Raw genomic sequence first — 25,889 nt, 5'->3', positions numbered from 1 at the left:
ACTGCTCAACTTATTTCTTCTTCTTATCCGCTCGTGCTTTCAGATCAGCAACAGAGATCGTCACGATACGTCCTACCTGCTCTTTGCCTCTGTAAGTAACCATCCGCAGGTTTTCCGCATCTTTGGGAGCGGTTATTGCGCCGGCATATTTGGGATAGAAGCGGTCGGGGAAGGAATTGTCGAAGCTGTAATAAATATCCAGTCCTTCCACTTCTGTGCTAAGTTCAACTTTCACTTTACCGGCAGCATCGTAAGAAGGATTGATGATTGGCTCATACATGCTGGTGGCATATTTCTTCTCTGCCACATCATAGCGCTGGAAGTGTTGTTCTACCCGGCCTATGAAACCGTTCCAATCTTTCTTTGCTTTGGGCGACCATACCGCTTCTGATACGGCAAAGGCGCGGGGCCAGGTCATATATTGTGCATGGCGCATGTTGTAGATCTGCTCAGTCCACAGATTCGCTTGTCCACCTTTGATCAGGGATGGGCTCACGCCATCAGGTATAGGTTCAAACTGGTAAGAGCTTTTCAGGCGCACGGTGCTGTATACCGGGGGCTCGATGGCGCCATCGCCCTGCATCAGGTCAATGTATACATTGCTGTTGGGGCTCATCACTACTTCATGACCTGCAGTTGCAGCTTCTTTGCCTCCTTTCACACCTCTCCAGCTCATCACGGCCGCACCAGAAGCGAGCCCTCCTTCGAGGATCTCGTCCCAGCCCATCATCTTCTTACCTTTGGATTCGATGATCTTGCCTACTCTTTTCACAAAGTAGCTTTGTACTTCGTGCATATCTTTCAGCTTCTCTTTCTCCATCAGTTGTTTGATGGATTCATTTTTCTCCCAGAAGTTCTTGGCACACTCATCGCCACCCATATGAATGTATCCGAAGGGGAACAGTTCTGCTACTTCTGTAAATACTTTATCCAGTGCGGTATACACCTGCTCATTTGCCGGGTTCAGGGTATTGTCTACTATCGCGTAAAAAGTACCGTCGCCGTTCCACTGCATGAACTTCTCACCAGAGTTTACCCGGTAAGTGCCCGGTGTGCCGGAAAGCTCGGGATAAGCAGCCACCATCGCCATGCTGTGGCCTGGTACGTCTACTTCAGGCATGATGTTCACAAAGCGGTCAGCAGCATATTGCACCAGCTCTCTGATATCTTCATGGGTATAAAAGCCACCGTAGCTGCGTGGCTCATCTGCCTCGGGTTGGGAGAAGGTGCCAAACCTACCCGTTTTTTCCACTCTCCACGCACCAACAGATGTTAGTTTAGGCAGGCTCTTGATCTCAATGCGCCAGCCCTGGTCGTCGGTCAGGTGAAAATGCAGCATATTGTATTTGTACCTTACCATATCATCGATGAATTCCTTTACCTGTTGTTTGGTAAAGAAATGGCGGGAAACGTCCAGCATCATTCCTCTCCAGCCAAAGCGGGGGTAATCGGAAATGCGCACAGCGGGGAGCGTCCAGCTTTTCTTTGCCACCACCGTTTTGCTCTCTATGTCTTTGGGGAATAACTGCAGCAGGGTTTGCATGCCATAGAATAGGCCTGCAGGCTTGTTGGCTTTTACCACTACGCCGGTGGCCCACACTTCAAGGCGATAGCCTTCATTGCCCAAGTCGGCCTCTTCGGCCTTATTGAGGGTAAAGCTGATCACATTCGTACGGGTGGCAGCAGCAGTGGTTTGCACCACGGCAGCAAAACCAGTAGACTTGCGTACCTGCGCAGCAAAGAAATTGGCCACGCGTAGCGCATCCGGGTTGCGGTCGGCCGCCTCGATGCGCGTCTGGGCGGTAAAGGGGAACTGCCCTTCCCGTTTTTCGAGGGAAACCGGCTGCGGGATGATCGCTATCCCTTCGGATTGGGCAAACATCGTCAACGCAATAAAAGCATGGAAAAGAACAAGGATACCTTTTTTCATATTATCGTCAATTTGTGCAAACTGTTTAAAGGTTCTAAAAATAGGGAATTATTGGAGAAACCAAAGTCGGCCACGATGCGCAATCGGTTGCCTCTACACTTAAAAAGTTGATTAAAATCCGATTTCCCAACACAAGAAATAAGTGATTGCATAAAATATTATATCAGACATTATTGACCATTTGCCGATTCATGAATGCCGATATTCCCGTATCTTTCAAAAAAACTAACGAACACATGAAAAAATTTCTCGTTCCTACTGATTTTTCCGATACTTCGAAGAATGCGGCCAAATATGCGGCTCAGGCTGTGGCAGGAGTAGCGGATGCAAAGATCATTCTCTACAATGTGTCCGATAAGATAGCTGCAGGTTCCGATGGCTCCCTGCTTACTGAAGACGACGATGACAGAGCGCTGATCCTGAATAGCGCTTTATCACAACTTAAAGATGAAATAGCCCCTTTTGCAGGCGGCACTTCAATCGATACGGTACTGGAATATGGCTCTTCCCTCGTGGAAAACATGGAGCGTTACGTGCGCCATTATGATATCGACATGGTGATTATGGGTATTACCGGCGCTACCCGCCTGGAACAGATCTTCATCGGCAGCAACACCCTCGATATGGTGAATACCCGCCTTTGCCCCGTATTGATCATACCACCCGATGCGGCCTTCCGTCAGATCAAGAAAGTGGTACTGGCCAGCGACCTGAAAGAGGTAGCCACCACTACCCCCGTAGCACCTATCAAATCTGTACTGGATATCTTCAAACCCACCCTGCACATCGTGAACGTGGACCACGAACACTATGTAGCGGTGACCGACGAGTACAAAGCAGAAGCCGACCTCCTGGGCACTTTGCTGGAAGATTACAAACCCGAGTTCTTCTTCATCAGGCAGTATGACTTTCTCGAGGCCATCAGCCAGTATGCACAGGACAAGGAGATCGATCTGATCATTACCATTCCAAAGACCAACTCATTCCTGGGTGGCATCTTCAAGACCAGCCACACCAAGAAACTGGCTTACCATAGCCATATTCCTATTGTGGCTATACATGAGTAAACACATAACCGACTTATACGAAGCGTTCCGTGGCTGACGGAACGCTTTTTTATTTGTCCTCAACTGACGTAACTTACGTAGCCATTCCTCATTTATTATGATCAACTTCGGGCATACCGTTTTCTTCGAAGTAGCCACTCACCTCAGCTTTTCCAAAGCAGCGGAAGTGCTGTACATCAGTCAGCCTGCCATTACCAAACATATTCAAACCCTGGAAAAGGAATACAAGGTGAGCCTCTTTGAACGCAAGGGCAATTCGGTATCACTCACCGCAGAAGGCAAGATATTACTGGAATATGTGGTGCAGGGCCGGGAGCTGGAGCGGCAGCTGGAATTCGACATCACCGGACAGAAGAACCTCCATATTGCCAAAGGTTCCCTTACATTGGGCACCAGCACCACTATTTCATTATACGTGATACCGCCTGTATTTTCTTCCTTTCATCAGCAATACCCCAATATCGACCTCACGCTGGTGAACCGTAATTCCGAGAATATCCTAAAAGCACTACTGGATCACGAAATAGACCTGGCCATCACGCAGGGCAAGAACAACATCACTACCGTGAAATACCAGTACTTCCTGACCGATGAAGTGATACCGGTATGCAGCGCCCGCAGTGAGCTGGCTAAAAAGAAAGTGATACAACCCGAAGAACTGAAGAAAATTCCCATAGCCTTACGCGAACGAGGTTCCGGCACACTGTCGGCAGTAACAGAAGCCCTACAGAAATGCAAGCTCAGCATTGCCGATATCAAACAACGTATTGTATTGGGCGGAACAGAAGCATTGAAAAACTTCCTGCTCGACGATACCTGCCTCGGTTTTTTACCCTTGCGATCAGTAGCGCGCCAATTAAAAAATGGCGAGCTGGTCCGCCTCAACATTCCCGGCATCTCCATACAACGTCCTTTCTATTTTGTACAACGCCGTGGTTCAGAAGCCGATCGCATCAACCAGCAATTCATCAAGCTGGCGACCAGCTACTACAGCAAAACCATTAGTCGACCCGATAGCAAGACTAAATATTAATTTTTTCTTAAAGTCCCTTTTCATGCAGCGTTTAGCCCGCCTGCAGCAACAAATGGTTATAACTAAAAGTTATAGCGTATAAGCAATCGGTATGAGATACTTACCGCGCGAGGAATATTTTTGTACTGTCTAAACCCGGCTACTATGCAAACGGTACAGCAGTTTACTTCTCTATCACATCTCTCCTGCTCACAGTGTGGACAGTTTTATAGTGCGTTTGAAATGCAGACTTACGCTCCCTGCTGCAACCAGCCTCTCGTGGCGGTATATGAATTGCCCAATGATTTTTCGAAAGCATCTTTGCGCGGTCGCGTTACCAGCATGTGGCGCTACCGCGAAGTGTTGCCTGTTTTTGAACCAGATAATATTGTAAGCCTGGGAGAAGGCATGACGCCTATCCTTACCCCAAAGCATTTGCGCGCGCAGTATGAGTTGCCCAACTTATTCATTAAAGATGAATCAGGCAATCCGACAGGTTCCTTCAAAGCACGTGGATTGAGCATGGCTGTATCCAAAGCCAAAGAAGCAGGCGCGCATACGTGTATTGTGCCGACAGCCGGCAATGCAGGTGGCGCTATGGCGGCGTATTGTGCAGCGGCAGGTATCAGGGCTATTGTAGTAATGCCCAGCCACACGCCACAGGTGTTTAAAGATGAATGTCTTTTATATGGTGCAGAGCTGGTATTGGTGGATGGCCTCATCAGTGATTGCGCTAAAAAGGTAGCGCAAATAAAACAGTCTATCGAATGCTTTGATATATCCACGCTCAAAGAGCCCTGGCGCCTGGAAGGTAAAAAGACCATGGGCTATGAGATCGCAGAACAGTTCGACTGGACACTGCCAGATGTGATCCTCTACCCTACCGGTGGCGGCACAGGACTGATCGGTATGTGGAAAGCATTTAATGAAATGGAAGAAATGGGATGGATCGACAGCAGGCGCCCAAGGATGATTGCCGTACAGGCAGCGACCTGCCAACCCATTGTACATACGTGGAATGGCGTACAACCCAATGCAAAGAATTATATAGGCCGGCCATCTATTGCCAACGGATTGGCGGTGCCCAATCCATTTGCGGAAAATATGATCCTCCGGGTATTACGGGAATCCGGGGGACGGCCTATCGCTGTGCAGGATGCGGATATGATCGCAGCAGTAAAAGAAATTGCCAAAGCAGAAGGATTGATCATAGCGCCTGAAGGCGCCGCCTTGTGGAAGGCCTTGTTGGAATTGCTGGATCAACAATTGGTACAACGTGATGAAAAAATATTAATGCTAAACACTGGCTCAGGTTATAAATACCTGCAGAATATTATGTGACCGATGCAATACGATTGCTTGCCATTTAAAACCTGTCGGGTTTCGCCAGGCCTCTAACGAAAAAGCCTGACAGGTTTAATATAATGGTCTAACCGTTCATCAACTTCGTTTGATTATGGATGTTTTATGTTAAAGGTGGGCCTCCGTGGGAACGGGGGCCTTTTTATTATTGTTAGCAGCAACGATTGTTGCCCGCAGGATTATCGCGTATAATGCAAGGGCACCTCGCCATTGGGCAACGGCGGATGAGCAGCTACCAACTTAAACTTTGTCAGGCCAGTCTCCGCAGAGAACAGTGGAATGCCTTCACCAAACGTTACGGCATTGACGAAAATCCAATAATCATCGATCAGGTTGTGTTGCATCAATAGTTGGGCAGTAGCCGGACTGCCAAAGATCAATATGTTTCCGCCGGGCTGCTCTTTGAGCTTACTGATCGCGTTCGGTATGTCGGTACCGATTACAGTCGTATTGTTGAGTGCGCCAGCCAATGTTTTGGAAACAACGATCTTTTGCGCACGGTTATACCAATCCGAATAGAACTTTACGCCCGCAGAAGCGTTGAGAGCATCCCCTGCGGTGGGCCAATAGGTTTCCAGCAACTGATAGGAATTGCGGCCAAACAAGGCGGCATCGGCTCCTTTCGTCAAATCACATACGAATTGCAGGTTCTCTTCGCCTGAAGGAAATCCATCCAGTTCTCCCTTTTTACCAGCCACAAAGCCATCGAGGGATACATGTGCCAATAAGATAAGTTTACGCATAGGAGCTTTCGTTTTACTAAAAATAAAACATTTACTTTTATTCTATGAACGATCTGCCATTGGATGCTACTTATTGGAATGACCGTTACCAGCAACATCAAACCGGCTGGGATGTAGGCCATGTATCCACACCGCTCAAAGAATACATCGACCAACTTGTCAATAAGGACATAACTATTCTTATTCCGGGGTGCGGCAACAGCTATGAAGCGGAATACCTGCTGCAACAAGGGTTCAACAACATAACCCTGATAGATATCTCTCCCCTGCTTACCCAACAACTGGCTGAAAAGTTCAGCACTTACGTGGGCAGCCGGCTGACGATCATTACCGGCGACTTCTTTGCGCTTGAAGGACAATATGATCTCATTCTGGAACAAACTTTTTTTTGCGCCCTGGAGCCTTCTTTGCGCGGGGAATACGTACGCAAGATGCATAGCTTATTAAAGACTGGAGGTAAACTGGTGGGCGTACTATTCGACCGCGCGTTTGAAGGAGGTCCGCCATTCGGCGGCAGCGAGGAAGAATATAAAGGGTTGTTTGCGCCGCTATTCAAAGTACAAGTGTTGGCACCTTGTTATAATTCGATTAAGCCAAGAATGAATAGCGAAGTGTTTATGATCGCAATGAAATAGCCGGTATTGTTTCACATTTTAATCCATACCCAGGTCATCACATATTCTCTTCTCTGGTGTTACTTCGTGTAGCTCTGCGCCCGATATATCAACAATGATATGATTGATAACAGTTTCCATGTCTTTCCTGTGTACCCCATCCATCCTGTTCAACTTATCATAATTAAGGCTAAACACCTTATAAGTAAACTCCCTTACAGTATGCTGCATGATCGCTGTCTGCAGTGGTTTCAGCAGGTACAGACACAAAATGATAATTACAATAAATGATACGAGCAGTGATATCCAGAACCAGGGAAAATAATCGAACGGAGCGAGTATCCAGGTACCAACCAAGCTGACTCCTCCCACGATGATGATAAAATAAGTGATCAGGCTTCGCCAGGGTTCCCTGAAAGTCAGTTCAGGTAATTCAAGCTGGATCGCCTGTTCAAAATTTGCGTATACCTGCCTTCTGTTATGTTTCGGCAGGATATCTTCCATAAGTGTATTGGGCCTGAAATCTTGCCGGGGAAGTTGGAAGCAGTCTGTAAATGCTTGTCTTAACCTGTAGAAAAGTGCCTGTGACTGACAGGTTTCACTGTTTTTTCCGTCTATGTACCGCCAAACGGCTTCATGCAGGTCACCCACGGTACTGATTTGTTCAGCCTCCTGATCAGGAATATTAATGCCAAAAGTCTTTTCCACTTTCATTACAAGTTCTACGGTATCGAGGCCCATAACTGATAATTCTTGCTGAAAGTACCAGAAATAACGCACATCCACAATACCTGTCCCAATTCCAGAAAACGAGACTTATCAAAAGTCAATGCGAACTCAGTAAGATCGTTTTAACTACTCTATTTTTCCATTGATTCTGCGTTCATCCTCCGTTGATCCTCCATTGATCTTCCATTACAGTATGGAGGATCAATGAAAAATCAATGTACACATATCGAATATTAAATATATCTATAAGGGTTACTTCCCCTATTGATTATTTAGCCAATGGGTAATATTTTGTGGCCAAATCCCTAATATCCTTATGCGTAAGTTGAACACACTCCTTTTGTTGGCCCTCTCTATTTCTGGCTTGGTTTCAGCACAAACGATTTCCATCAACCAGTCCCCTGGCATTCCGGACGGCGAAGGAGATGTCTTTATCCCTGCCCCGGACACGTATGTAGCCGTTACCTCCAAAAGACCCAAGGTGACCGCCTATACCCGGACCATGCAAACGAAATACTCGCATTACATAGATGAATTTGCAGACAGCAAATACATTGGCGCTATCCAGTATAATAGAAAGCTGTACCTGTTCTCTAACCATAAGAAAGACATCTCTCTCCTGGCATTCGATGTAATGAAAGGAGAGGTCATAGGAAAGTTGACGCCTGTTTTTTCGATCACGAATAATAACAACGTGGGAGATTTCTATAAAGGGATTTCACCTGACGGTAGCTATAGCTTTGCCGTGTTTGGTTCCGGGAAAAAATCCAACCAGGATTTTGTAGGAGTGATCATGGATAATAAAATGGACGTGATCACCAAATTCTCTTTCCAGCTGGAAGATATGAGCGATTATATCGACAATACAACCTTTATAATTTCTCCAGAAGGATCTTTATATGCCATCAACAAAATAAGGGTGAAAGCAGAAAAGAAAGATTACAGGCCTTTTCAATACCTCATCACCGAGGTAAACCAACAGGGACAAACAGTTACCACCTTAGTTGATGACTTTCCAACCGGCCGCCTGTCAAACATAGTATGGACCAATAGCAAATCCGGTCTGTCCTTCACCGGCTTATTAGCTAAAACAAAAAAAGAGGACTTTCAATATATCGTTTCAGGAGAGTTTAGCAGCTGGTCAAAAAAAGTGACCGGACTAAAAGAGATAGCTATTGGCAGCGCTGCGTTCTGGCCACAAGCTTCCGGAGAGTTTTTACTGAAGGTGAAAGAAAAAGGCGTTGCAGCTGACGCAGAAATGGTAAAGCATTTTATATTATCCGATGGCACTATTTTAATGGTGCTGCAACCCATAGAAACCGGATTACAGACTTCCCACTATGTAATGCCCGGCCACTCTGTAAACACCACCAGGGTCAAAAGTGTATACATCCTGAAGATCAAAAAAGAACTGGAGCTGGAATGGATGCAGGCCATTCCTATGGCGCAGCATGAGCTAAACTATAAAGTGTATTGCGGCGTATTGCCCATATTACAAAACAATAAAGAGCTGTATATATTCTTCCATGATTATACCCGCTATACCGGTCCTCAACCTGAGCAGCGGCCAAACGAGATCGGTCTGGGAAGTTCATGGCCCTCGATCCAGTTAACGTCTTTTCATGTAAATGAAAAAGGAGCACTGAACAGGATCAAGATCACCAATTATATACCTGATGATATGCATCGGTTTTCACCACATTTTGCCAATGCTACCGGCGAAGGCATCGGTGTCTTTACTTTGCACCACCGGCCATCGGGGGCATTAGGAGGGCACAGTTTTCCACTCGGATCGAAAGGAAGCTTTAAGCTTGCATCGTTTACTATACAATAACTATGCTTTTTCTTCTATAGCCCGTTTCGCGCAGAAAGGGTGTAGCAGTAAACTAAACGCAACCACTGCTACGGCGCCGATGGCATTTAGCCAGAGGAAGGAAACGATATTCAGGAAATAAACAGATACAACTACTATTTCCGCCAGTACGGCGGCAACGAACACGGCCGTCCCTCCTACCCGCTTCAGCCAGAAGGCTACAAGGAATACACCGAGGATGGTTCCGTAGAACCAGGAGCCGAGGATGTTTACCGCTTCGATCAAACTATTACCAAGATTGTAAGCAAACTGTGCCATGATAATACAAAAGACACCCCACAGCAGCGTATAACGCTTTGACCATTTGTATTCCATCAATGGCGTGATCGGACGTTTGGACAGCCGCTTATGAAAATCCACCATCGTGCAGGAAGCAAGGGAATTGAGCGCCGGTGAAATGCTGCCCCAGGCTGCGAGGAAGATAATAGCTATGATCAACCCTACTAATCCATTGGGCAGGAAATCGCCTACAAAGCGCAGGAAAATATAGTTGGTATCCCGGGCCTCACTGCCGGGAATGGCTTTTCTAACGATTGCCCGCACAGAGTCGCGTTGCCGTTTGGCAGCCACTTCATGCAACTGAAGGTCCTCACGATACTGCTCGACAGCATTCTCATCTTTCACTTTAATGGCAGCCGACAGGCCGTTAAGCGTTTGCACTTTCTCCTCCTGCAACTGCTGGTATTGTTGTTCAGCCTGTTTATATTCACCAGCATATTTGCCAGCTTTTACTGTGCGCTCTTCGGCCAGGTTGAAATAAGCCGGGGCTTTATGGAACTGGTAAAAAGTAAAGATGAACACTCCTATCAACAGAATACCAAACTGCAATGGCACTTTAACGATGCCATTGAGCAGCAATCCCAACTTGCTCTCTCCATCACTACGGGCAGTGAGATAACGGCCCACCTGGCTTTGATCGGTACCAAAGTAACTAAGTGAAAGGAAGAAGCCGCCTATCAATCCACTCCAGATGTTGAAACGGTCTTTCCAGTCGAAACCATCGTCGGTAAAGCCGGAAGTGATCACATTCAGCTTACCCGATTTTCCACCGATGTGCAGGGCTTCCGTGATGCCCACGCCTTCCGGCAGCATCTTAATGGCCCACCAGGCAGCGGCAAACATGGCTGCGTAAATAATGATGAACTGTAATTGTTGTGTATAGGCTACTGCCTTAGCTCCACCAGCGATTGTATAGATCAGGAGCAAGCCACCCATGAAGATATTGGTGATCGTCATGTCCCAGCCCAACAAGCTGTGCAAGATCAATGCAGGTGCAATAGTGCTAATGCCTGTCGACAATCCGCGCGACAGCATGAAGAGGGCAGCCACGAACAATCTTGTTTTCAGGTCAAAGCGTTGTTCCAGGTATTCGTAGGCTGTATATACTTTCCACTTGCGGAAGATGGGCACGAAGGCGATACATATGACCACCATGGCCAGTGGTAATCCAAAATAGTATTGCACAAAACGCATCCCGTCGGTATAAGCCTGGCCCGGTGCCGATAAGAAGGTAACCGCACTCGCCTGTGTGCCCATGATGCTCAGCATCACGATCCACCAGGGCGTCTGCCGGTTGTTTAGGAAATAACCATCGAGGGTTTGAGACGCACGGCCTTTGTATACCCCATAGAGTACAATGCACAGCAGGGTAACCACCAGTACCACCCAATCCAGCGTGGAAAAATTCATGCGTAATGTTTGGTAAACAAATAAAACAATACAATCAGCAGTAACAGGAAGCCAATGACCAACCAGTACCAGTGGCGCCACTTCCTGAATACAGGCACTTTTTCTTCGTTAGGAGAAACTGATGTATTGTTTGGCAATCGTTATCGTTTTCTTTTTGACAATATCATTAACACCAGCAGGCCCAGTATAATACCGATGGCAAAGCCGATGGTAGCTTTCTTTATCAACTTTCCAATGATCAAACCTGCCACTATAGCTATTACCAGCGCGATCTGACCTTTGGCTCTCGACGGTGCACTCATTTATTAAAATCCTTTCTTTTTATTCAATGCGATGATATTGGCCAGCAACCGGTAAGCTCCGGGAATGCCCGCAGGCAGCTCACGGAAAAATACAAGGCCGGTATACACAAACTTTCCTTTTCCGTAATCAGCTACAACGAGGCTGTTGTTCAGGGCAGGCTCTCCGGGATCGGCCATAGACAGCACTGACTTGTATGCAGTATCCAGTTGCTCGGGGAAATAAATGCCCCGCTCCTGTATCCAGCCATCGAAATCAGCTTCTGTGATCTTGTTGGGATAGTTCAACACCGGGTGCTCTGGCAACAGGAAGCTCACTTTCGCTTTCTCATCCGTAATACGGTTGCGGGAGATGTTGAAAGGGTAAGGCCCGATACGACTCTTCACCGTGCTGATCAGGTTATTGGTGTTGTACTGAACAATGAGGTTGCCACCGTTCTTTACGTACTCCATCAGCACATCATACTTCGTAAACAGGAAATCGTGTACATTATAAGCACGCACACCAGTGATCACCGCATCCAGCTGTTTCAGCATAGCAGCGTTGATGTTGTTTTCTTTCAGCACCACCACATCATAGCCCATTTGCTCCAGGGCAGCCGGCACCTTATCGCCTGCTCCTTCAATATAACCGATACGTTTACCTACTGTCTTCAGGTCGATGTTCAGCACCTTCACGGCATCCTGGTAGAAATAATGGATGGGGGGAATATGATCATACAGAATGTTGGTTACATTTAGCCAAGCAGGCTGTTCTACTTTCCCGTTCTTCAATTCTACAAATGCCTGCACGTTGTCTTGCTCCAGGCCTTTCAGCATACCATTATTGATGGTAAAATTGTAAGGTTTGTTGAGCCCCTTTATGAGGGAGAAGTTGGTATCGTTTGTGATGGAGTTATCATACTTCAGCCGCTTGGATACTTTGGCTGTATAGTGATCAAATGTTTTGTTGGCTGTTACCCGAAGCATGATATTTTCCGAAGCCTTTTCATTCTTGCGGAAGATCACAATGCCGGGTTCAGTGCTCACTGTAGCAGGTGGTACTACGACCAGTGGGCGATACAGCTCGCCTTTTACCGGATCGGTGAATTTGAATTGTACCGGCTTGGTGAAGTTGAATGACTGTCCTTCCACCTTCACTTCAAAAGTAGCCAGGTAAGAAGGAATGCTTTCCGCACGACCGATAAAGGATTGTTCTTTCACTGTAAAAGAACCTTCTGTCATTTTATGTTCCAGCCAGTAAGGTTGTGTCACCGGCTTGGTAGTGAACACATAAATAGATTTGGCGAAGGTGGTGTTATTATTAGCAGCCAATGTTTTGTTGAAAGTAGAATCGAACACATCGAGGGTAAAACGTGTGAGCTGGATGTTGGCGCCCAGACGGTTGTTCAGCGTTGCTACTACCCGCATGGTATCACCTTGCACTACAAACTCGGAAGTAGCGTTCACTTCCATAAACAAACCACTGCAACGTTCAATCAGCTGCTGCACTTCCTGCAGCTTTTGTGTGCGCCAGTAACCTTCGGACAGGCTGCTGATCTCTTTGTAGAGGTTTACGAGTGCCGGTACAGAGCGTTCGGGGTTCGACAGGGAGTAGCTGTTCAGCAGCTCGTCGATCTTCGCTTCGATAGCAGCTCCTTTTTCTATTTTAGACCAGGACACGTTTACATCGTCCATGATATCGGTCTTAGCAGCGTCACCTTCTACCGGGGAGAAATATTCAAAGGCTACACCTCTGGCGGCAGGTACACCAAAGCCCTGGCTTTTGTGCTGGCTTCTGCTCTCGGCAGCTATTTCGCCATAGCTTTTACCTATTACAGCGTTATAGCCACCTACATCTATTTTCAATTGATCGTTGGAGGTAGTATTGTTGCCGCCGAAGTTGAACGTATTCCATATAATGCGTTTCACCTTCCAGGGTTTCACGCCCAGTTTAAATTGTTCGGGAAAAGCATTGGGATCGGCAGCAGCGCGGAAGGCTTCATGGGCAATCACGGCAGAGCCGGAATGGTGGCCATGGCCCGCACGGGCATCTTCGGGGAAACGGGTAATGATGACATCGGGTTGGAAACTGCGGATCACCCATACTGCATCGGACAGTATTTTGTCTTTGCCCCAGGTGGAGAGGGCCTCATCGGTGCTTTTGCTGAAACCGAAATCGAAAGCGCGGGAAAAGAATTGTTCGGAGCCATCGATACGGCGGGCTGCCAGCAGTTCCTGCGTGCGGATCAATCCCAGGTCGATGCCTTGCTCATCACCGATCAGGTTTTGACCACCATCGCCACGGGTCAGGGAAAGGTAACCGGTACGGTACAGCCTGTCTTTGGCCAAATAGGCCAGCAGACGGGTATTTTCGTCATCGGGGTGCGCGGCCATATAGAGCACGGAACCCAGTACTTTCAGTTTTTTGATCTGCAGGTAAATATCGGCGGCGGAATAGGCAGGCGGCGTTTGAGCTTTCAACAGCAACGCATTCAATAACAACAGTAAACACAAACCGCCATTTTTCGGGTAAAAAAATCTCATCATGTAAACAGGTTGGTTTTTACATCGGTCTGCCAAAGTAAGCAAAAGCGGGGCAGTAACCTGCCCCGTTGGTATATTTTAACGAATTCGAAATGCTAATCCGGAACTATTGTCCCACTAAAAACACAGCGTTGCAGAACAACAGCTTACCGCTTTCCCAGAAGTTCCTGAACAAGGGGTTGTCGGCCAGGTACACCACACTGCCCCTGCCGTAGTCCTGCACCCCGAATAAGACGCCGTCTTTCAGCTTTTCTTTCAGCTTTGAGCCCACAAAACCAGCTACCTGGTTATCTTTTTTAATGATACCCACGTTCCAGCTACCATCTTTGAAGAATTCGTAGATATTATCATCCTGCTTGAGGGTGTAGTAGAAGTTGTCGTAACCAAAGGCCAGCGGGTGCGAATTGTCCAGTTCCACCTTGTAGATAGAGCCGGGTATGAAGCCGGGCAGGAAATCGCGCTCGCGGTTCTCATACCGCTTCAACACGCTGTAATCATCTTTCTTGTCGTCTTTTTTATCATCCTTTTTGTCTTCTTTGATCTTGATGCCCCACTCGCCACGCGCCAGTTGGGCCACGGCACCTTCAAGCGCAATCAGCTTACCGCCATTGCTCACCCACTCTTTCAGGTTATCATTCTGCCCCTTATCACTCAGGAAAGAATAACGGCCTTCGGGCAGGATCAATACATCCGTTTCTTTCAATACATTTCCGCGCAGCTCATCCGACCATACTACATTGATCGGATAGCCCAGTTCTTTATCAAAGAAGTGCCACACTTCACCCATACCGAGTGAAGACACGCCATCTCCTGCTACCAGGGTAATTCTGGGCGCATGCAGCATGTGTACCTTGTTGGAGCCGAAGTCGAATCCTTTGTCAACAAAACCAGACTCCACTGCACTGAAGCTGATATCAGCTACTTTGGCTGCATCTGAAACGATGCTGTATAATTTATCGCCCAGCCCGGCATTGCTCGTGCGCAGGATCAGCAAGGTGCCTTTCTCATAATTCTGCCCATTGGCTGTAAAAGGTTGTTCGGCAAAACGCACTTTCACTTTTTTCTTCAACAGCTCGCTCAGGAAGCGGGCGCTGTTTACGCCATTCCAGCGAGCAGCATAGGCCAGCTTTGCCGCAGTTTGTGATGGCGCGGGAACAACGATGTCTTTAGAAGTAGCCGTTACATATGCATTGAGACCATAAGTGGTAAGACCATACACGAAAGGCATTGACCAGGCCGTAATATCATAGGTGGCTGAGTCTGAGAGTTTCGATGTACGCTCAAACAACACATCTACCAGGTTGGCATTGGGTTGGTTGGCATTGATCACGATATCGCCTGTCACTGATTTATAGCTTTCAGACTTACCGGTGAAATAGTTGAGCCCGGTAAAAGTAGCAGCATTAGCATAGCTCCAATCGATACTATTCCTGTTGAGGAGTTGCTTCAGGCGTGTCAGCCTGTCGCCGGCATCGGCTTTCACCAGCCAGGCTTTGAATTCACCGGGAGGGCTTGTACGTGCCTTGTCGTAATATTTTTTAAACTCCTGTACCAACTTGCCGGCATTTTGTGCACTCACTTCAATGGTGGCCATGCCAGTGGTGAAGTGGTGGTACAAACGATCCCACAGTGTGAGTGTATCGCCATCCGTATTGATCACGGCAGCACCGCCACGGCTGTGACCGCCTTGCTCATATGTCATACCGATAGCGCCTTTGTAAATGGGATAGGTATCGCCATAGCTGGGATAGAACAGGTCAAATCTTTCTTTGGTGAAGAACAGCCAGCCGTTCTCATCGAAATACTTAGCGTTGTTCTTACCGATCAACACCTGGAATTCGCGCTGCCAGGGTGATACCACTTCATGGAAGGGCTCTGCGGCAGGGGCAAAATAATAGGGATCATTATAACCTTGCTCGTGGAAGTCTACATGTATTTGCGGGAGCCACTGATTGTATTTGGCCAGGCGTTGTTGAGACTCTACCTGTGTTTGCCAGGCCCAGTCGCGGTTGAGGTCGAAATAATAGTGGTTAGCACGACCACCAGGCCAGGGCTCACTGTGCTCGCGAGTAAAGGGTTGCGCGTTAGCCGTAACACCTACCACGCTGTTGAACCAGTTTACATAGCGGTCGCGACCATCGGGGTTGATACAGGGGTCGATCACCACTACTGTATTCTTCAACCACTCTTTGGTCTTGGCATTGGCTGGATTCACCAGTTCATATAAAGTAAGCATGGCTGCTTCGGAAGAAGAGGTTTCATTGCCATGCACATTGTAGCTTAACCATACCAGGGCTGGGCCTTTCTCATCAGGTGCAGCCTTATCATTGGTCATGCCTGCCAGACGCAGGTTGTTGAGCCTGATCTGCTCCAGGCGGGAAAGGTTTTCGGGCAAAGCGATGAACGCTGTCAGCAAGGGACGGCCTTCATTGGTGCGGCCATACTCTTCGAGCTTCACCATATTGGAAGCGGTGGCAGCAATCTCTCTAAAATAATTTACCACATTGTAGTGGGGTGTGTAGCGGGAACCAATCTTGTATCCCAGGAATTGTTCGGGCGATTTCACCTGGGTATAACCAATCGTTGCAGCAAAGACTAAGAGCCATAAGGCCAGGACTTTCTTCATGATATGTCAGTATATAAGCCATGAAAATAAGGAAATTCGCGGAAGGTTGACTGGTTAACAGGTTGAATGGTTGATAGGGCTTTTACTTCGCAAGCAGATTTCTTGCCACAAAAAAAAGGCATCCCCGTGTGCGGGATGCCCCTGAGATTCCTCATGTGACTGTAATGTAGCGTGTACTTAACTTATTTTTTAGGGAGTGCCTTTTTGATCGTTTTAGTGAGCTCAAACACGTCGAGGTTGAGCCGGGCAAACAAAAAGCGGCCATTGAAACCAAACTGATTGGCGGTAAACAGGAAGCGTCCTCTGTTGGAGGCATCGCGGGAAGCATTGTAGCCGCCGGTAGTTTTATTGGCGCCGGTTGTAACGGGCGTAGCGTAATAAGCAGATGGATCATTGCGTGGATCGATGAAGATCCTATCGGGATAGACATCAAACAAATTGTTGGCGCCTACAGAGATGGCAATGCCGGGCGTTACTTTGTACGTCACTACCACATCAGTGCTCCACTTGGCATCGAAGGTTTGGTCGGTACCCAGGGCTACATCATTGAAATAAGCACCACTCACCGGATTCTTAGAATTGGGATCTAAGTTGTGTATATACTCTACTTTGCCGAAGCGCACTGTGCGCGCCAGGAAATTCCACTTGGGCAGGTCGTAGCTGAACGTGATGTTGATCTTGCTCTTGGGTTGGGCTACTTCGATGCGGGAACGTTGCTGACGATCGAACAAACCTGTGCTGAGGTCATTGGCCGGGTTGGCAGCCGGATTGCCCCAGCTGGGGTTTACTTTGGGATCATCGACCACAGAGTTCGTGTTCAAACCACCAACGACTGTATTCTCATTGAAATTGGCAGCCACCGATAAGCTGGCATTCCCCTTCCCTATCTTGAATCGTTCTGTCACCACTACATCGATACCTTTTGTTTCTGTATTGATGGCATTGGTCCAGAATTGCAGGGCATTCACTGAAGCAGGTACGCTGTGTTCTCTCATGATCGAATCAACAATTGTATTGCTGCGGCTGAATTGGGTAGACAGCACAATGCGGTCATCGATCTTGATAAAATATGCATCTACTGTGAACGTAAGATGGTTGCCTACCGTGCCCACCACACCGGCAGAAAAGCTGGTAGATGTCTCAGGTTTCAGTTCTTTAACACCAAAGGCATTCCGAACTACCGGGTTATAGTTGTTGGCAGTAAGCGCCTGCGAAGGCAATCCACCTACAAACTGTGTAGAAGTATTCTGGAAATAACGCTGGTGGAGTGAAGGTGCGCGGAAGCCGGTGCTCACAGAACCGCGTACGGCGATATTCCGGTTGATCTCATAGCGACCCGTGATCTTACCGCTGATGTTATCGTAGCTCACGCCAAACTCTTTATAGGTTTCATAGCGGGCAGCACCGCCCAGTGTAAATTTATTGCCTTGCAATTCGGCATCGACATACAAGGCATAAATATCTCGGTGGGCGTTGGTAGAATCGGAAGGCCTGAAACCCGGGAATACCTGTGCACCCGGTACTGCAGGACCGCCTGGTGGCGTATATACTACAGACGAGCCGGGATAGGAAGGCACCGGATCGGGTTGAAACCTTCTGCCACTCGTAGAAGTATCCTGCCAGGAATTCAATTCACCTTGTTCGATACGATATTTCTCATAGCGGTACTCACCGCCTACAGCAAAGTTGATCGTCTTACCAGCACCAATATCAAACTGCCGGTTGAGGTCAACGTTTACCGTGTTTTGCAGAAAGGATAGTTTACCTGCAAAAAACTCAGTTTGTACATCATCTGAAGCAGGCAATGAAGCGTTGCCGGTATTCTTGATATCGTACCGGATGGCATTACGGCCAATGGTATTGCTGATATCGAGCGCCCAGGCGCCCAGATCAGCTTTAACACCGGCTATGAGTGAAATGTCATCGATGGTGGTATGTATCTGGGGCAGAAAGCCATCGTAATAATAACGTTGTCCGTTGGCCAGTACCGGTTGCTGGCTCCATGAGTTGGGGTTGCGGCTGAAACCGCTGGCAGCACCGGTTCTATGAGACCGTCCTGCAGTAAGGTAAGCTTCTACTTTATCGCTGATCGGTAAACCCGCGTTTACGAAAGCACCAATATTATCGGAAGAGGAATTACCTGCTACTATATTGTGACGGTCGTATTTGCGCTGAGCCACCATTGCCCGGTCCTGGTCCATCAGCCAGCGATAGTAATCCGTGGGATGAACGCCCGGCGGAATAGCGGCGGCAGGAGGAAACGCGCCTGCATTACCATGATAAAACAAAGGAATGTTATCGAGGCCGCTGCGGTTGCTGCCATCACGTTTCAGCCATTGGCCACTGGCTGTGATATAGGCTCCATTCTTCCAGCCCATGCCGGCACTTATATCGATCTGCCGGTTGAGGCCATCGGTAATATTCACTCCTTCGCCATAGGGCATCGTGGTGATGTTCTCACCAACCAACCCAGAGATAGTAACTCCTCTGAAGCTTTTCTTCAGCACTACATTGATCACCCCGGCAATGGCATCTGACCCATATTGCGCCGCAGCACCATCGCGCAACACTTCAATGCGTTCGATGGCGGCAGCAGGGATTGCATTGAGGTCCGTACCTACAGAGCCCCGCCCTACCGTACCATTAATATTAACGAGTGCAGTGGTATGCCTGCGTTTGCCATTCACCAGCACTAAGGTTTGATCGGGGCCTAAGCCACGCAGACCGGCCGGGTCGATATGATCGGTACCATCGGAGATCGTTTGACGGGCCGATTGAAAAGAAGGCGCCACATGGGTTAGCAGCTGGGTAATATCAGTCTGGGCAAACTGTTTTATTTCCCGGGCGTTGATCACATCCACGGGGACCGTGGTGGTGAGCTTGCTGCGCGGCTGGCGTGAACGTGAACCGATGACCACCACGCTGCCGCTGAGGTCGGTGATCTCGTCTTTCAGGTCCACGTTTTGTTCGGCCGTGCTGCCGGCAGCTACCGTAACCTGGAAGCGCTGGGTGCCCTGGCCTACAAAACTGATAACGAGTGTGTGGGTACCGGGTGCTACGCGTAATGAATAATTGCCAGCTGCATCCGTGACCGTGCCACCCCGTTGGCCTTCAATAGCAACGGAAGCGCCACTGAGCGGATTGCCCTTGGCATCTTTAACAATTCCCTTAATAGTACCGGTGGTAATTTGAGCTGAAGAACATAGGAAGGTGAGTAACAGGAATGCAAGAACACTCACCCCGTAGATCGGGTAAATGAATTTTCTCATAAACTTGTGTCCAGTTTGGTTTAATGTGCGGCCCCGCGGCCTTGGCATTTTGATTATACGTAAGTTAAAATATTTTATTGAATTAGCTTTGGTAATTTTACGCCCCCAACCGAAAAAACGTTATATGAGGAAAAATATCACTTATATATTACTGGTAGCACTGTTCTTGCAGGCCTGTTCTGGCAACAAATCGATTGTTGGCAAGCAGGTCAACCCTTACCAATACACTATAAAGAAGAAAGTAACCGGTACACAGGGTGCCGTTGTTTCAGCTCATCCCCTCGCCAGTGAAGTGGGCCTTGCCATACTGAAAAAGGGCGGTAATGCTGTTGACGCAGCCATCGCTACCCAGCTTGCACTGGCGGTAGTATACCCTGCTGCCGGCAATATCGGCGGCGGCGGCTTTATGGTGGCCCACCTGTCCAACGGCAATAATGTAACGCTCGACTACCGCGAGAAAGCACCGGGCAATGCACACCGTGACATGTACCTCGATAAGGACGGCAACGCCATTACTTCTCTCAGTATCAATGGCCACCTGGCGGCCGGCGTGCCAGGTACAGTAGCGGGATTATTTGCTGCCGCCAAATATGGCAAGCTGCCTTTTAAAACACTCGTTCAGCCAGCCATCGACCTCGCTGAAAAGGGATACGTGATTACTGCCGACGAAGCCAGCGACCTTAATCGCAGCCGGGCATCGTTTGTCAAATACAACACTGTAACGCCCGCCTTTGTAAAAGAGACGCCCTGGAAAGCCGGCGACACCCTCGTGCAGAAAGACCTGGCCAATACCCTGAAGCGCATGCGCGATAAAGGACAGGCGGGGTTCTATGAAGGGGAAACTGCCCGCCTCATCGTGGAAGAGATGCAGCGTGGTAAAGGCATCATCAGTTATGATGACCTGAAAAGCTACACTGCCAAAGAAAGGCAACCTTCTACATTCGATTATAAAGGATACAGCGTTGTTACCATGCCTTTGCCCAGCAGTGGCGGCGTGTTGTTGCCCATGATGATGAAGATGATAGAAGACAAAGGGATTAAAAGCTATGGCTTCCAAACTGTGCAATCCGTGCAGTTGATGACGGAAGTAGAGCGCAGAGCGTATGCCGACAGGGCCAAGTTTCTTGGTGATGTGGACTTCTTTAAAGTGCCGGTGAAAACGCTCACCAGTGATGTGTATGCAAAAAACCGCATGAAGGATTACGATCCGTCCAAAGCGAGCACCAGTGCCGCTATACAAGCAGGCATCATTCCTGAAAGTGAAGAAACTACTCACCTCAGTACTTACGACAAAGATGGCAATGCAGTAGCTGTAACCACTACGCTCAATGGCGGCTATGGCAGCAAGACTGTTGTAGGTGGTGCAGGTTTCCTGCTGAATAATGAGATGGACGACTTCAGTGTAAAGCCCGGTGTGCCCAATATGTATGGCGCTGTTGGCGGCGATGCCAATGCCATCGTGCCCGGCAAACGTATGTTGAGTTCCATGACGCCTACGATCGTATTGAAGAATGGTAAGCCCTATCTCGTGATAGGTACGCCCGGCGGCACCACTATCACTACTTCTGTGTTCCAGACATTGGTTAATGTATTGGAGTTTGATATGAACGCCGATGATGCTGTGAACAAACCCAAATTTCACCACCAGTGGCTGCCTGACGAAATCGCCGTAGAAAGAGATTTCCCCCAGGCAATACGTGACCAGCTGAAGCAAATGGGTTATAAGATCACTGAGCGTGGCGCTATCGGCCGCACAGAAGTGATCCGCATCTTACCTGATGGCAGTTTTGAAGCTGTTGGCGATAAGCGGGGTGATGACCATGCAGCGGGGTATTGAGGAGCTTCAAGCTTTTAGCCATTAGCTGTTAGCTTTTTAGGTGTTGTTGCTAACAGCTAAACCCTAAGGGCTAACACCTTCTTTCATACCTTTACGTGAAATGAGTAGTATGTCCAACTACCTGGGAAAAGAATACCTTGTCAGTGTTATCAAACGCCTGCGTTATTACAAGACATTGGGTGAAAAGACTTTTGAGCAATTGCAGCATGATGAGGATTTTCTGTATCAGCCTAATGCCGCTTCCAACAGTATCGCCATTATTATACAACACCTGCACGGCAATATGCTGAGCCGCTGGACCAACTTCCTAACCGAAGATGGTGAAAAGGAATGGCGCAAACGGGATGAAGAGTTTGGAGTCATTCAATATACACGAGCACAACTTATAGATATGTGGTCAGCAGGATGGGCCTGCTTTCTTGGAGCGCTTGAATCATTAACAGAAGAAGACCTCTTAAAGACTATTACCATCCGCCGGGAACCGCTCATCGTTATCGATGCCATCAACCGGCAACTGGCCCATTACCCTTATCATGTTGGACAAATTGTATACATCGGCCGCATGATCAAAGACCAGGACTGGAAAAGTCTTTCTATAGAACCCGGCAAATCAGCTGAATACAATGCCAGTGATGGCATAAAAGATCCAGCGAATATCAAATGACCCAATGCCGATTTACCATTAACGGAAATAAATTTACCTGCAAGGAAACTTTCATCATATTTAATAGGGCTGATCTGTAACTGTTTCCTTTTAGCATAATTATTTTTCCTGATTGGGGATTACACAGAATGACAAAAGTCATAGTATTGCACGGCATTAATTACATTACTATGACAAATCCGCTACCTGTACATGAGAACGCTTATCCAATATGCAACTCCTATGTCTTGTGAGTTTGACATATACCGGAAAGGCGATAACCTGCTAAAGCAAAATCGCCGGGCAGTGGACAGACCTGGCCATCGCGGTACTATTTTCGAACTGTCTTCCCCCGATGGGATCAACTTCGGATATTACAACGTTCAATCATCAGAACCTGGAAAGGTTGTTATCAAGAACAAGCATCCTTTCATCCAGCTCAGTTATACGCTCAGCGGTCTGAAGACCTATGAGATCAACAACAGCAAGCGTAATCATACTGCCTTCAAATTCAAGAAGCAGGAGTACAATTATGTATTTCTGCCCAAGGAGGAGATCCATCTTCAGTGGGAACCCAATGAAAGGCTGGAGATATTTGAGCTGGGCATCAGCCCGGAGCTGATGATGAAAGCGCTGCCCGAAGACCATCCCTTCTTCGATGTGCTGCAAAAGAACATAGCGGATAACAAGCCCGCGCTGATGAGTGGTTCCAACCTCTTTATCCAGGCAAAAAGCAGTGGTATCTTATATGATATGTTGCAATGCCCGCTGGAAGGGAGGTACAAACAACTCTACATCCGTAGCAAGGTGGGTGAGCTGCTGGCGCTGGAGTTGGAAGCATTTGAACAAAGAACCAACGTGCTGAACGCCGGCAGACATCCCAAATTAAAACCGGCGGACATAGAGCGGATGCACCAGGTAAGAGAGATCATCATCTCTAATATACAAAGCCCCTGTTCACTGATCGATCTTGCCCACCAGGTGGGCACCAATGATGCGTATCTCAAAAGGCATTTTAAAGAAGTGTTCGGGACCACGGTATTCGGCTACCTGAATGAAGTGAAAATGAAAGAGGCCGAGAGCCTGCTGCTGGCCGGAAAATCTGTTTCTGAAGTAGCCTTCCTTACGGGATATCAACATATCTCTCATTTCACAAGGGCCTTTAAAAAGCACTTCGGGGTAGCTCCCAAAACCCTGAAACGATAAAGCAGTACACCCTTCAGCTTGTCGAAGGGCTACCGCATGAGCTTACTTGCTTCCAACGAAATTATATGCTACGCCTGCCATAAAAACCCGTCCGGGTTGAGAGGGAACTTTGGGGTCAACGAAATTCAGCAGATTTTCCGCATTAAAGCGCAGAGAAAGACGGCGGTTAAAGCATTTCTTTTCTATACCGGCGTTCAACAGGTAATAACCTTTTACAAATATATCGAAGCGGTCCATATAGCCGTTGTTGTTCTTGTCGCTGAAAGGATACTTGCCCCGGAAGTTTACCCGCACGTTGCCACTAAGCCCCCAGGGCTTGTAGGTATAAAATACCCGTGCGTTGAACATATGCCTGGACCGGTTTTCTATACCCCAGTAATCTTTGGAGGAAGGATTGTAGTTCACATAACCTGTATTGGGATCAAAAAGGGGACTATAATATTTACCACCTTCCACGATCGCATCTTCTACCGTTTTGTCTTTAGCGATCAGGTACTGGTACCCGCCGCTGATAGCAAGATCATTGATGGGGCTATAATTCAATGATAACTCTACACCCTTGTAGTAAGCCTTTGCATTGTTGCGGTAGGAATAGATAACGCGGCTATTGATATCGGTACCGATCAGGACGCTGTTGATCTGGTTGGTGATATCATGATAGAACACACTTCCTTCGGCCTTGATCGTTTTATTGGGTGATTCCCAAACGAGGCTGACGTTGTAAGACTTGCTCAACTCGGCCAATAAATTCCTGCCTTTGATCTCGTTATAAACCGGCTCCAGTTCATACTTGCTGATCTGTCCGGCTGCCAGCATCTGGTTGATAATATCACGCAGAATAGCACTGCCGGCGATCATATAGTTATAAGCCGGGTTATAAAACACCTGATACAGCTTGCGGGTATCAGGTGCTTTAAATCCTGTTCCATAGCTGGCTTTCAAACTCAACGATGGAAGGACTTTGTATTGCACTGCCATACTGGGATCGAAGCGCCATCCATAATCTACAATATGATCATAGCGCAGACCCAGTGTTAGTTCCATCTTAGGCATCACTTTCCAGTTGGCCTGTGAAAAGCCGAAATAAGACCTGATATCTTTCGACGTGGGTAGAATAGTACGGTCCGTACTTTCATGGGTGCCCCCTACTCCACCAACAACATATAGCTGTTTATTCAGTGCATATGAAAACTGCTGCTCCAGGCGATGCAGTGTTTGTCCAAACTTGTTTTGACTGACGCTGTCTCCCTGCGTAAGTGCAACGCTCATATCGGCCACATAACGTGTAAAGTAATACCGCGTCATGGTACGCCACTGATCATTAAAGCGGTGATCGAAAGTGGCGGAAGCATTTATGTCCTGTTCGTCCAGCTCATCTTCGGTAATATAGCTGGCGCCATAATCTTTGGTCATGAAGCTTCGACGTAATCCAAAACGACCGCTTACCGATAGCAGGTTCCTGTCGTCGAACTTGTAACGGAATCTTCCCTGGGCCGCATAATTGTCGTAAGGTGGCGCTGTAGTACCCTTGATCGTTCCCTGACTGGTATTGAAACCACCCGTGTGGTAATAATTCGTATTGAGCGACAAGCTGCCTTTCTTATTGAGTACAGGTGTTTCTCCATCTGCGATCAGGTCAATTGTTTCATTGCTGCCATAGCTTGCAGAGATCATTCCCTGTGCCTGGTGCACCTCATGACGGGTAATTACATTGATGGTACCGCCCAATGCATCGCCGCCATAGATATTGGAAGCGGCTCCTTTGGTGATCTCGATACGCTCGATGTTGGAAACGCTGATACGCGAAAGATCGAAGTTGCCATTGTTGCGCCCCACCATTGGCTGGCCATCGATCAGCACCATGATGTACTCACCGCCAAAGCCCTGCATCTGTACGCCTACCGAGCGAGAACCTCCTCCGATGTCATTTACAATGGCCATACCTGTTTGCTCTTTCAACACTTCATCGAGGCGACGGCTGCCCATCAGCTCGATCGTGCGGCGCTCGATAATGGTAACCGGCATAATGCTGTTCTCGACCTTTACCAGGGTCTCGGCATTGGCATTTGCACGCCGTGCGCCGGTAACGCTCACGTTTTCCAAAGCATGATAACTGACCTCCAGGCGCACATCTTTTGTGTAGGTGGCGCCGGATACAGTAAATGTATCAGTATAGTCCTTATACCCGATCATGTGTACGTGAAGGATCACCCGGCCTGAAGCGATCGATGCAAAACGGTATTTACCATGTGCATCACTGGTGATTACCTTGCCTGAAGACTGGATGGTGATCACTGCACCGGCCAACGCTTTCTGATCGGTACTTGTTATTGTTCCCTGTAACGTAGTTTGTTGGGCCTGTAAGATAGATCCACTAATCATCAACAGTACAAGGGCTATATAGAATTTCATCTGTTTGTATTAATAGGTTGACTAAGGTGAGCCACCCCTGGAGGGCGACCCA

At 47.9% G+C, this 25,889-nt stretch carries 17 protein-coding genes; 9 read left to right on the top strand and 8 right to left on the bottom strand.

Annotation, left to right across the window (positions count from 1 at the left end):
• Positions 1–10: 10 nt before the first annotated feature.
• Entirely contained in the window at positions 11–1,930 is a 1,920-nt protein-coding gene (locus tag AC5JBY_RS13355; RefSeq protein ID WP_495905097.1) for a beta-N-acetylhexosaminidase, read from the bottom strand.
• Positions 1,931–2,166: 236 nt separating this feature from the next.
• Here AC5JBY_RS13355 and AC5JBY_RS13350 point away from each other — a divergent pair, with 236 nt between their 5' ends.
• From AC5JBY_RS13350 to AC5JBY_RS13340, 3 genes are all read left to right on the top strand, one after another.
• On the top strand, positions 2,167–2,997 hold the full coding sequence (locus tag AC5JBY_RS13350) for a universal stress protein (protein WP_495905096.1): 831 nt from the start codon (positions 2,167–2,169) through the stop codon (positions 2,995–2,997).
• A 97-nt stretch (positions 2,998–3,094) separates the two neighbouring features.
• Entirely contained in the window at positions 3,095–4,030 is a 936-nt protein-coding gene (locus tag AC5JBY_RS13345; protein ID WP_495905095.1) for a LysR substrate-binding domain-containing protein, read from the top strand.
• Positions 4,031–4,174: 144 nt separating this feature from the next.
• Positions 4,175–5,350 (top strand): threonine synthase, encoded by a 1,176-nt coding sequence (locus AC5JBY_RS13340; RefSeq protein WP_495905094.1) that lies wholly within the window; start codon positions 4,175–4,177, stop codon positions 5,348–5,350.
• Between the two features lie 200 nt (positions 5,351–5,550).
• On the opposite strand, the gene AC5JBY_RS13335 is transcribed toward AC5JBY_RS13340, so the two are convergent.
• Positions 5,551–6,114 carry a dihydrofolate reductase family protein gene (locus AC5JBY_RS13335; RefSeq protein WP_495905093.1) on the bottom strand — a complete coding sequence of 188 codons (564 nt, stop codon included), beginning with the start codon at positions 6,112–6,114 and terminating at the stop codon, positions 5,551–5,553.
• A 44-nt stretch (positions 6,115–6,158) separates the two neighbouring features.
• On the opposite strand from AC5JBY_RS13335, the gene AC5JBY_RS13330 reads away from it, so the two are divergent.
• Complete coding sequence (locus AC5JBY_RS13330) at positions 6,159–6,749, top strand: methyltransferase (RefSeq protein ID WP_495905092.1); 591 nt, start codon at positions 6,159–6,161, stop codon at positions 6,747–6,749.
• 18 nt (positions 6,750–6,767) lie between these two features.
• Here the strand turns inward: AC5JBY_RS13330 and AC5JBY_RS13325 are convergent, their stop codons facing one another.
• A complete protein-coding gene (locus AC5JBY_RS13325) occupies positions 6,768–7,469 on the bottom strand; it encodes a hypothetical protein (RefSeq protein WP_495905091.1) in 702 nt (233 codons plus the stop codon).
• A gap of 304 nt (positions 7,470–7,773) precedes the next feature.
• On the opposite strand from AC5JBY_RS13325, the gene AC5JBY_RS13320 reads away from it, so the two are divergent.
• Complete coding sequence (locus AC5JBY_RS13320; protein ID WP_495905090.1) at positions 7,774–9,291, top strand: hypothetical protein; 1,518 nt, start codon at positions 7,774–7,776, stop codon at positions 9,289–9,291.
• Here the strand turns inward: AC5JBY_RS13320 and AC5JBY_RS13315 are convergent, their stop codons facing one another.
• Positions 9,292–11,019 carry a sodium:solute symporter family protein gene (locus AC5JBY_RS13315; protein ID WP_495905089.1) on the bottom strand — a complete coding sequence of 576 codons (1,728 nt, stop codon included), beginning with the start codon at positions 11,017–11,019 and terminating at the stop codon, positions 9,292–9,294.
• A gap of 54 nt (positions 11,020–11,073) precedes the next feature.
• On the opposite strand from AC5JBY_RS13315, the gene AC5JBY_RS13310 reads away from it, so the two are divergent.
• Entirely contained in the window at positions 11,074–11,295 is a 222-nt protein-coding gene (locus tag AC5JBY_RS13310; protein WP_495905088.1) for a hypothetical protein, read from the top strand.
• A 29-nt stretch (positions 11,296–11,324) separates the two neighbouring features.
• Here the strand turns inward: AC5JBY_RS13310 and AC5JBY_RS13305 are convergent, their stop codons facing one another.
• From AC5JBY_RS13305 to AC5JBY_RS13295, 3 genes are all read right to left on the bottom strand, one after another.
• Positions 11,325–13,847: a PIG-L family deacetylase gene (locus AC5JBY_RS13305; protein WP_495905087.1), complete on the bottom strand. Its 2,523-nt coding sequence runs from the start codon at positions 13,845–13,847 to the stop codon at positions 11,325–11,327.
• A 103-nt stretch (positions 13,848–13,950) separates the two neighbouring features.
• Positions 13,951–16,470, bottom strand: coding sequence for a M14 family metallopeptidase (locus tag AC5JBY_RS13300; RefSeq protein WP_495905086.1), 2,520 nt, complete (start codon positions 16,468–16,470; stop codon positions 13,951–13,953).
• 182 nt (positions 16,471–16,652) lie between these two features.
• Entirely contained in the window at positions 16,653–19,739 is a 3,087-nt protein-coding gene (locus AC5JBY_RS13295; RefSeq protein WP_495905085.1) for a TonB-dependent receptor, read from the bottom strand.
• A gap of 124 nt (positions 19,740–19,863) precedes the next feature.
• Between AC5JBY_RS13295 and ggt the strand changes: the two genes are divergently transcribed.
• The 3 genes from ggt to AC5JBY_RS13280 all read left to right on the top strand — a co-directional run bounded on the left by ggt (position 19,864) and on the right by AC5JBY_RS13280 (position 23,425).
• On the top strand, positions 19,864–21,576 hold the full coding sequence (gene ggt / locus AC5JBY_RS13290; protein WP_495905084.1) for a gamma-glutamyltransferase: 1,713 nt from the start codon (positions 19,864–19,866) through the stop codon (positions 21,574–21,576).
• A gap of 109 nt (positions 21,577–21,685) precedes the next feature.
• Positions 21,686–22,240, top strand: coding sequence for a DUF1572 family protein (locus AC5JBY_RS13285; RefSeq protein ID WP_495905083.1), 555 nt, complete (start codon positions 21,686–21,688; stop codon positions 22,238–22,240).
• 192 nt (positions 22,241–22,432) lie between these two features.
• The gene (locus AC5JBY_RS13280) at positions 22,433–23,425 is read left to right on the top strand and encodes a helix-turn-helix transcriptional regulator (RefSeq protein WP_495905082.1); all 993 of its coding nucleotides are present in this window, start codon (positions 22,433–22,435) and stop codon (positions 23,423–23,425) included.
• Positions 23,426–23,467: 42 nt separating this feature from the next.
• Here AC5JBY_RS13280 and AC5JBY_RS13275 read toward each other — a convergent pair whose 3' ends face one another.
• A complete protein-coding gene (locus AC5JBY_RS13275; RefSeq protein ID WP_495905081.1) occupies positions 23,468–25,837 on the bottom strand; it encodes a TonB-dependent receptor in 2,370 nt (789 codons plus the stop codon).
• Positions 25,838–25,889 lie beyond the last annotated feature (52 nt).

The sequence above is a fragment of the Paraflavitalea sp. genome (assembly GCF_059502485.1).
The sequence above is the reverse complement of the archived record's forward strand: the minus strand, read 5'-3'. Positions and strand labels throughout refer to the sequence as shown.

Coding starts and splice junctions, on each gene's coding strand:
- AC5JBY_RS13340 (WP_495905094.1), top strand. CDS start 4,175: ATGCAAACGGTACAGCAGTTTACTTCTCTATCACATCTCTCCTGCTCA.
- ggt (WP_495905084.1), top strand. CDS start 19,864: ATGAGGAAAAATATCACTTATATATTACTGGTAGCACTGTTCTTGCAG.
- AC5JBY_RS13305 (WP_495905087.1), bottom strand. CDS start 13,847: ATGATGAGATTTTTTTACCCGAAAAATGGCGGTTTGTGTTTACTGTTG.
- AC5JBY_RS13315 (WP_495905089.1), bottom strand. CDS start 11,019: ATGAATTTTTCCACGCTGGATTGGGTGGTACTGGTGGTTACCCTGCTG.
- AC5JBY_RS13350 (WP_495905096.1), top strand. CDS start 2,167: ATGAAAAAATTTCTCGTTCCTACTGATTTTTCCGATACTTCGAAGAAT.
- AC5JBY_RS13320 (WP_495905090.1), top strand. CDS start 7,774: ATGCGTAAGTTGAACACACTCCTTTTGTTGGCCCTCTCTATTTCTGGC.
- AC5JBY_RS13295 (WP_495905085.1), bottom strand. CDS start 19,739: ATGAGAAAATTCATTTACCCGATCTACGGGGTGAGTGTTCTTGCATTC.
- AC5JBY_RS13330 (WP_495905092.1), top strand. CDS start 6,159: ATGAACGATCTGCCATTGGATGCTACTTATTGGAATGACCGTTACCAG.
- AC5JBY_RS13285 (WP_495905083.1), top strand. CDS start 21,686: ATGTCCAACTACCTGGGAAAAGAATACCTTGTCAGTGTTATCAAACGC.
- AC5JBY_RS13355 (WP_495905097.1), bottom strand. CDS start 1,930: ATGAAAAAAGGTATCCTTGTTCTTTTCCATGCTTTTATTGCGTTGACG.
- AC5JBY_RS13325 (WP_495905091.1), bottom strand. CDS start 7,469: ATGGGCCTCGATACCGTAGAACTTGTAATGAAAGTGGAAAAGACTTTT.
- AC5JBY_RS13335 (WP_495905093.1), bottom strand. CDS start 6,114: ATGCGTAAACTTATCTTATTGGCACATGTATCCCTCGATGGCTTTGTG.
- AC5JBY_RS13345 (WP_495905095.1), top strand. CDS start 3,095: ATGATCAACTTCGGGCATACCGTTTTCTTCGAAGTAGCCACTCACCTC.
- AC5JBY_RS13300 (WP_495905086.1), bottom strand. CDS start 16,470: ATGAAGAAAGTCCTGGCCTTATGGCTCTTAGTCTTTGCTGCAACGATT.
- AC5JBY_RS13310 (WP_495905088.1), top strand. CDS start 11,074: ATGACCAACCAGTACCAGTGGCGCCACTTCCTGAATACAGGCACTTTT.
- AC5JBY_RS13280 (WP_495905082.1), top strand. CDS start 22,433: ATGAGAACGCTTATCCAATATGCAACTCCTATGTCTTGTGAGTTTGAC.
- AC5JBY_RS13275 (WP_495905081.1), bottom strand. CDS start 25,837: ATGAAATTCTATATAGCCCTTGTACTGTTGATGATTAGTGGATCTATC.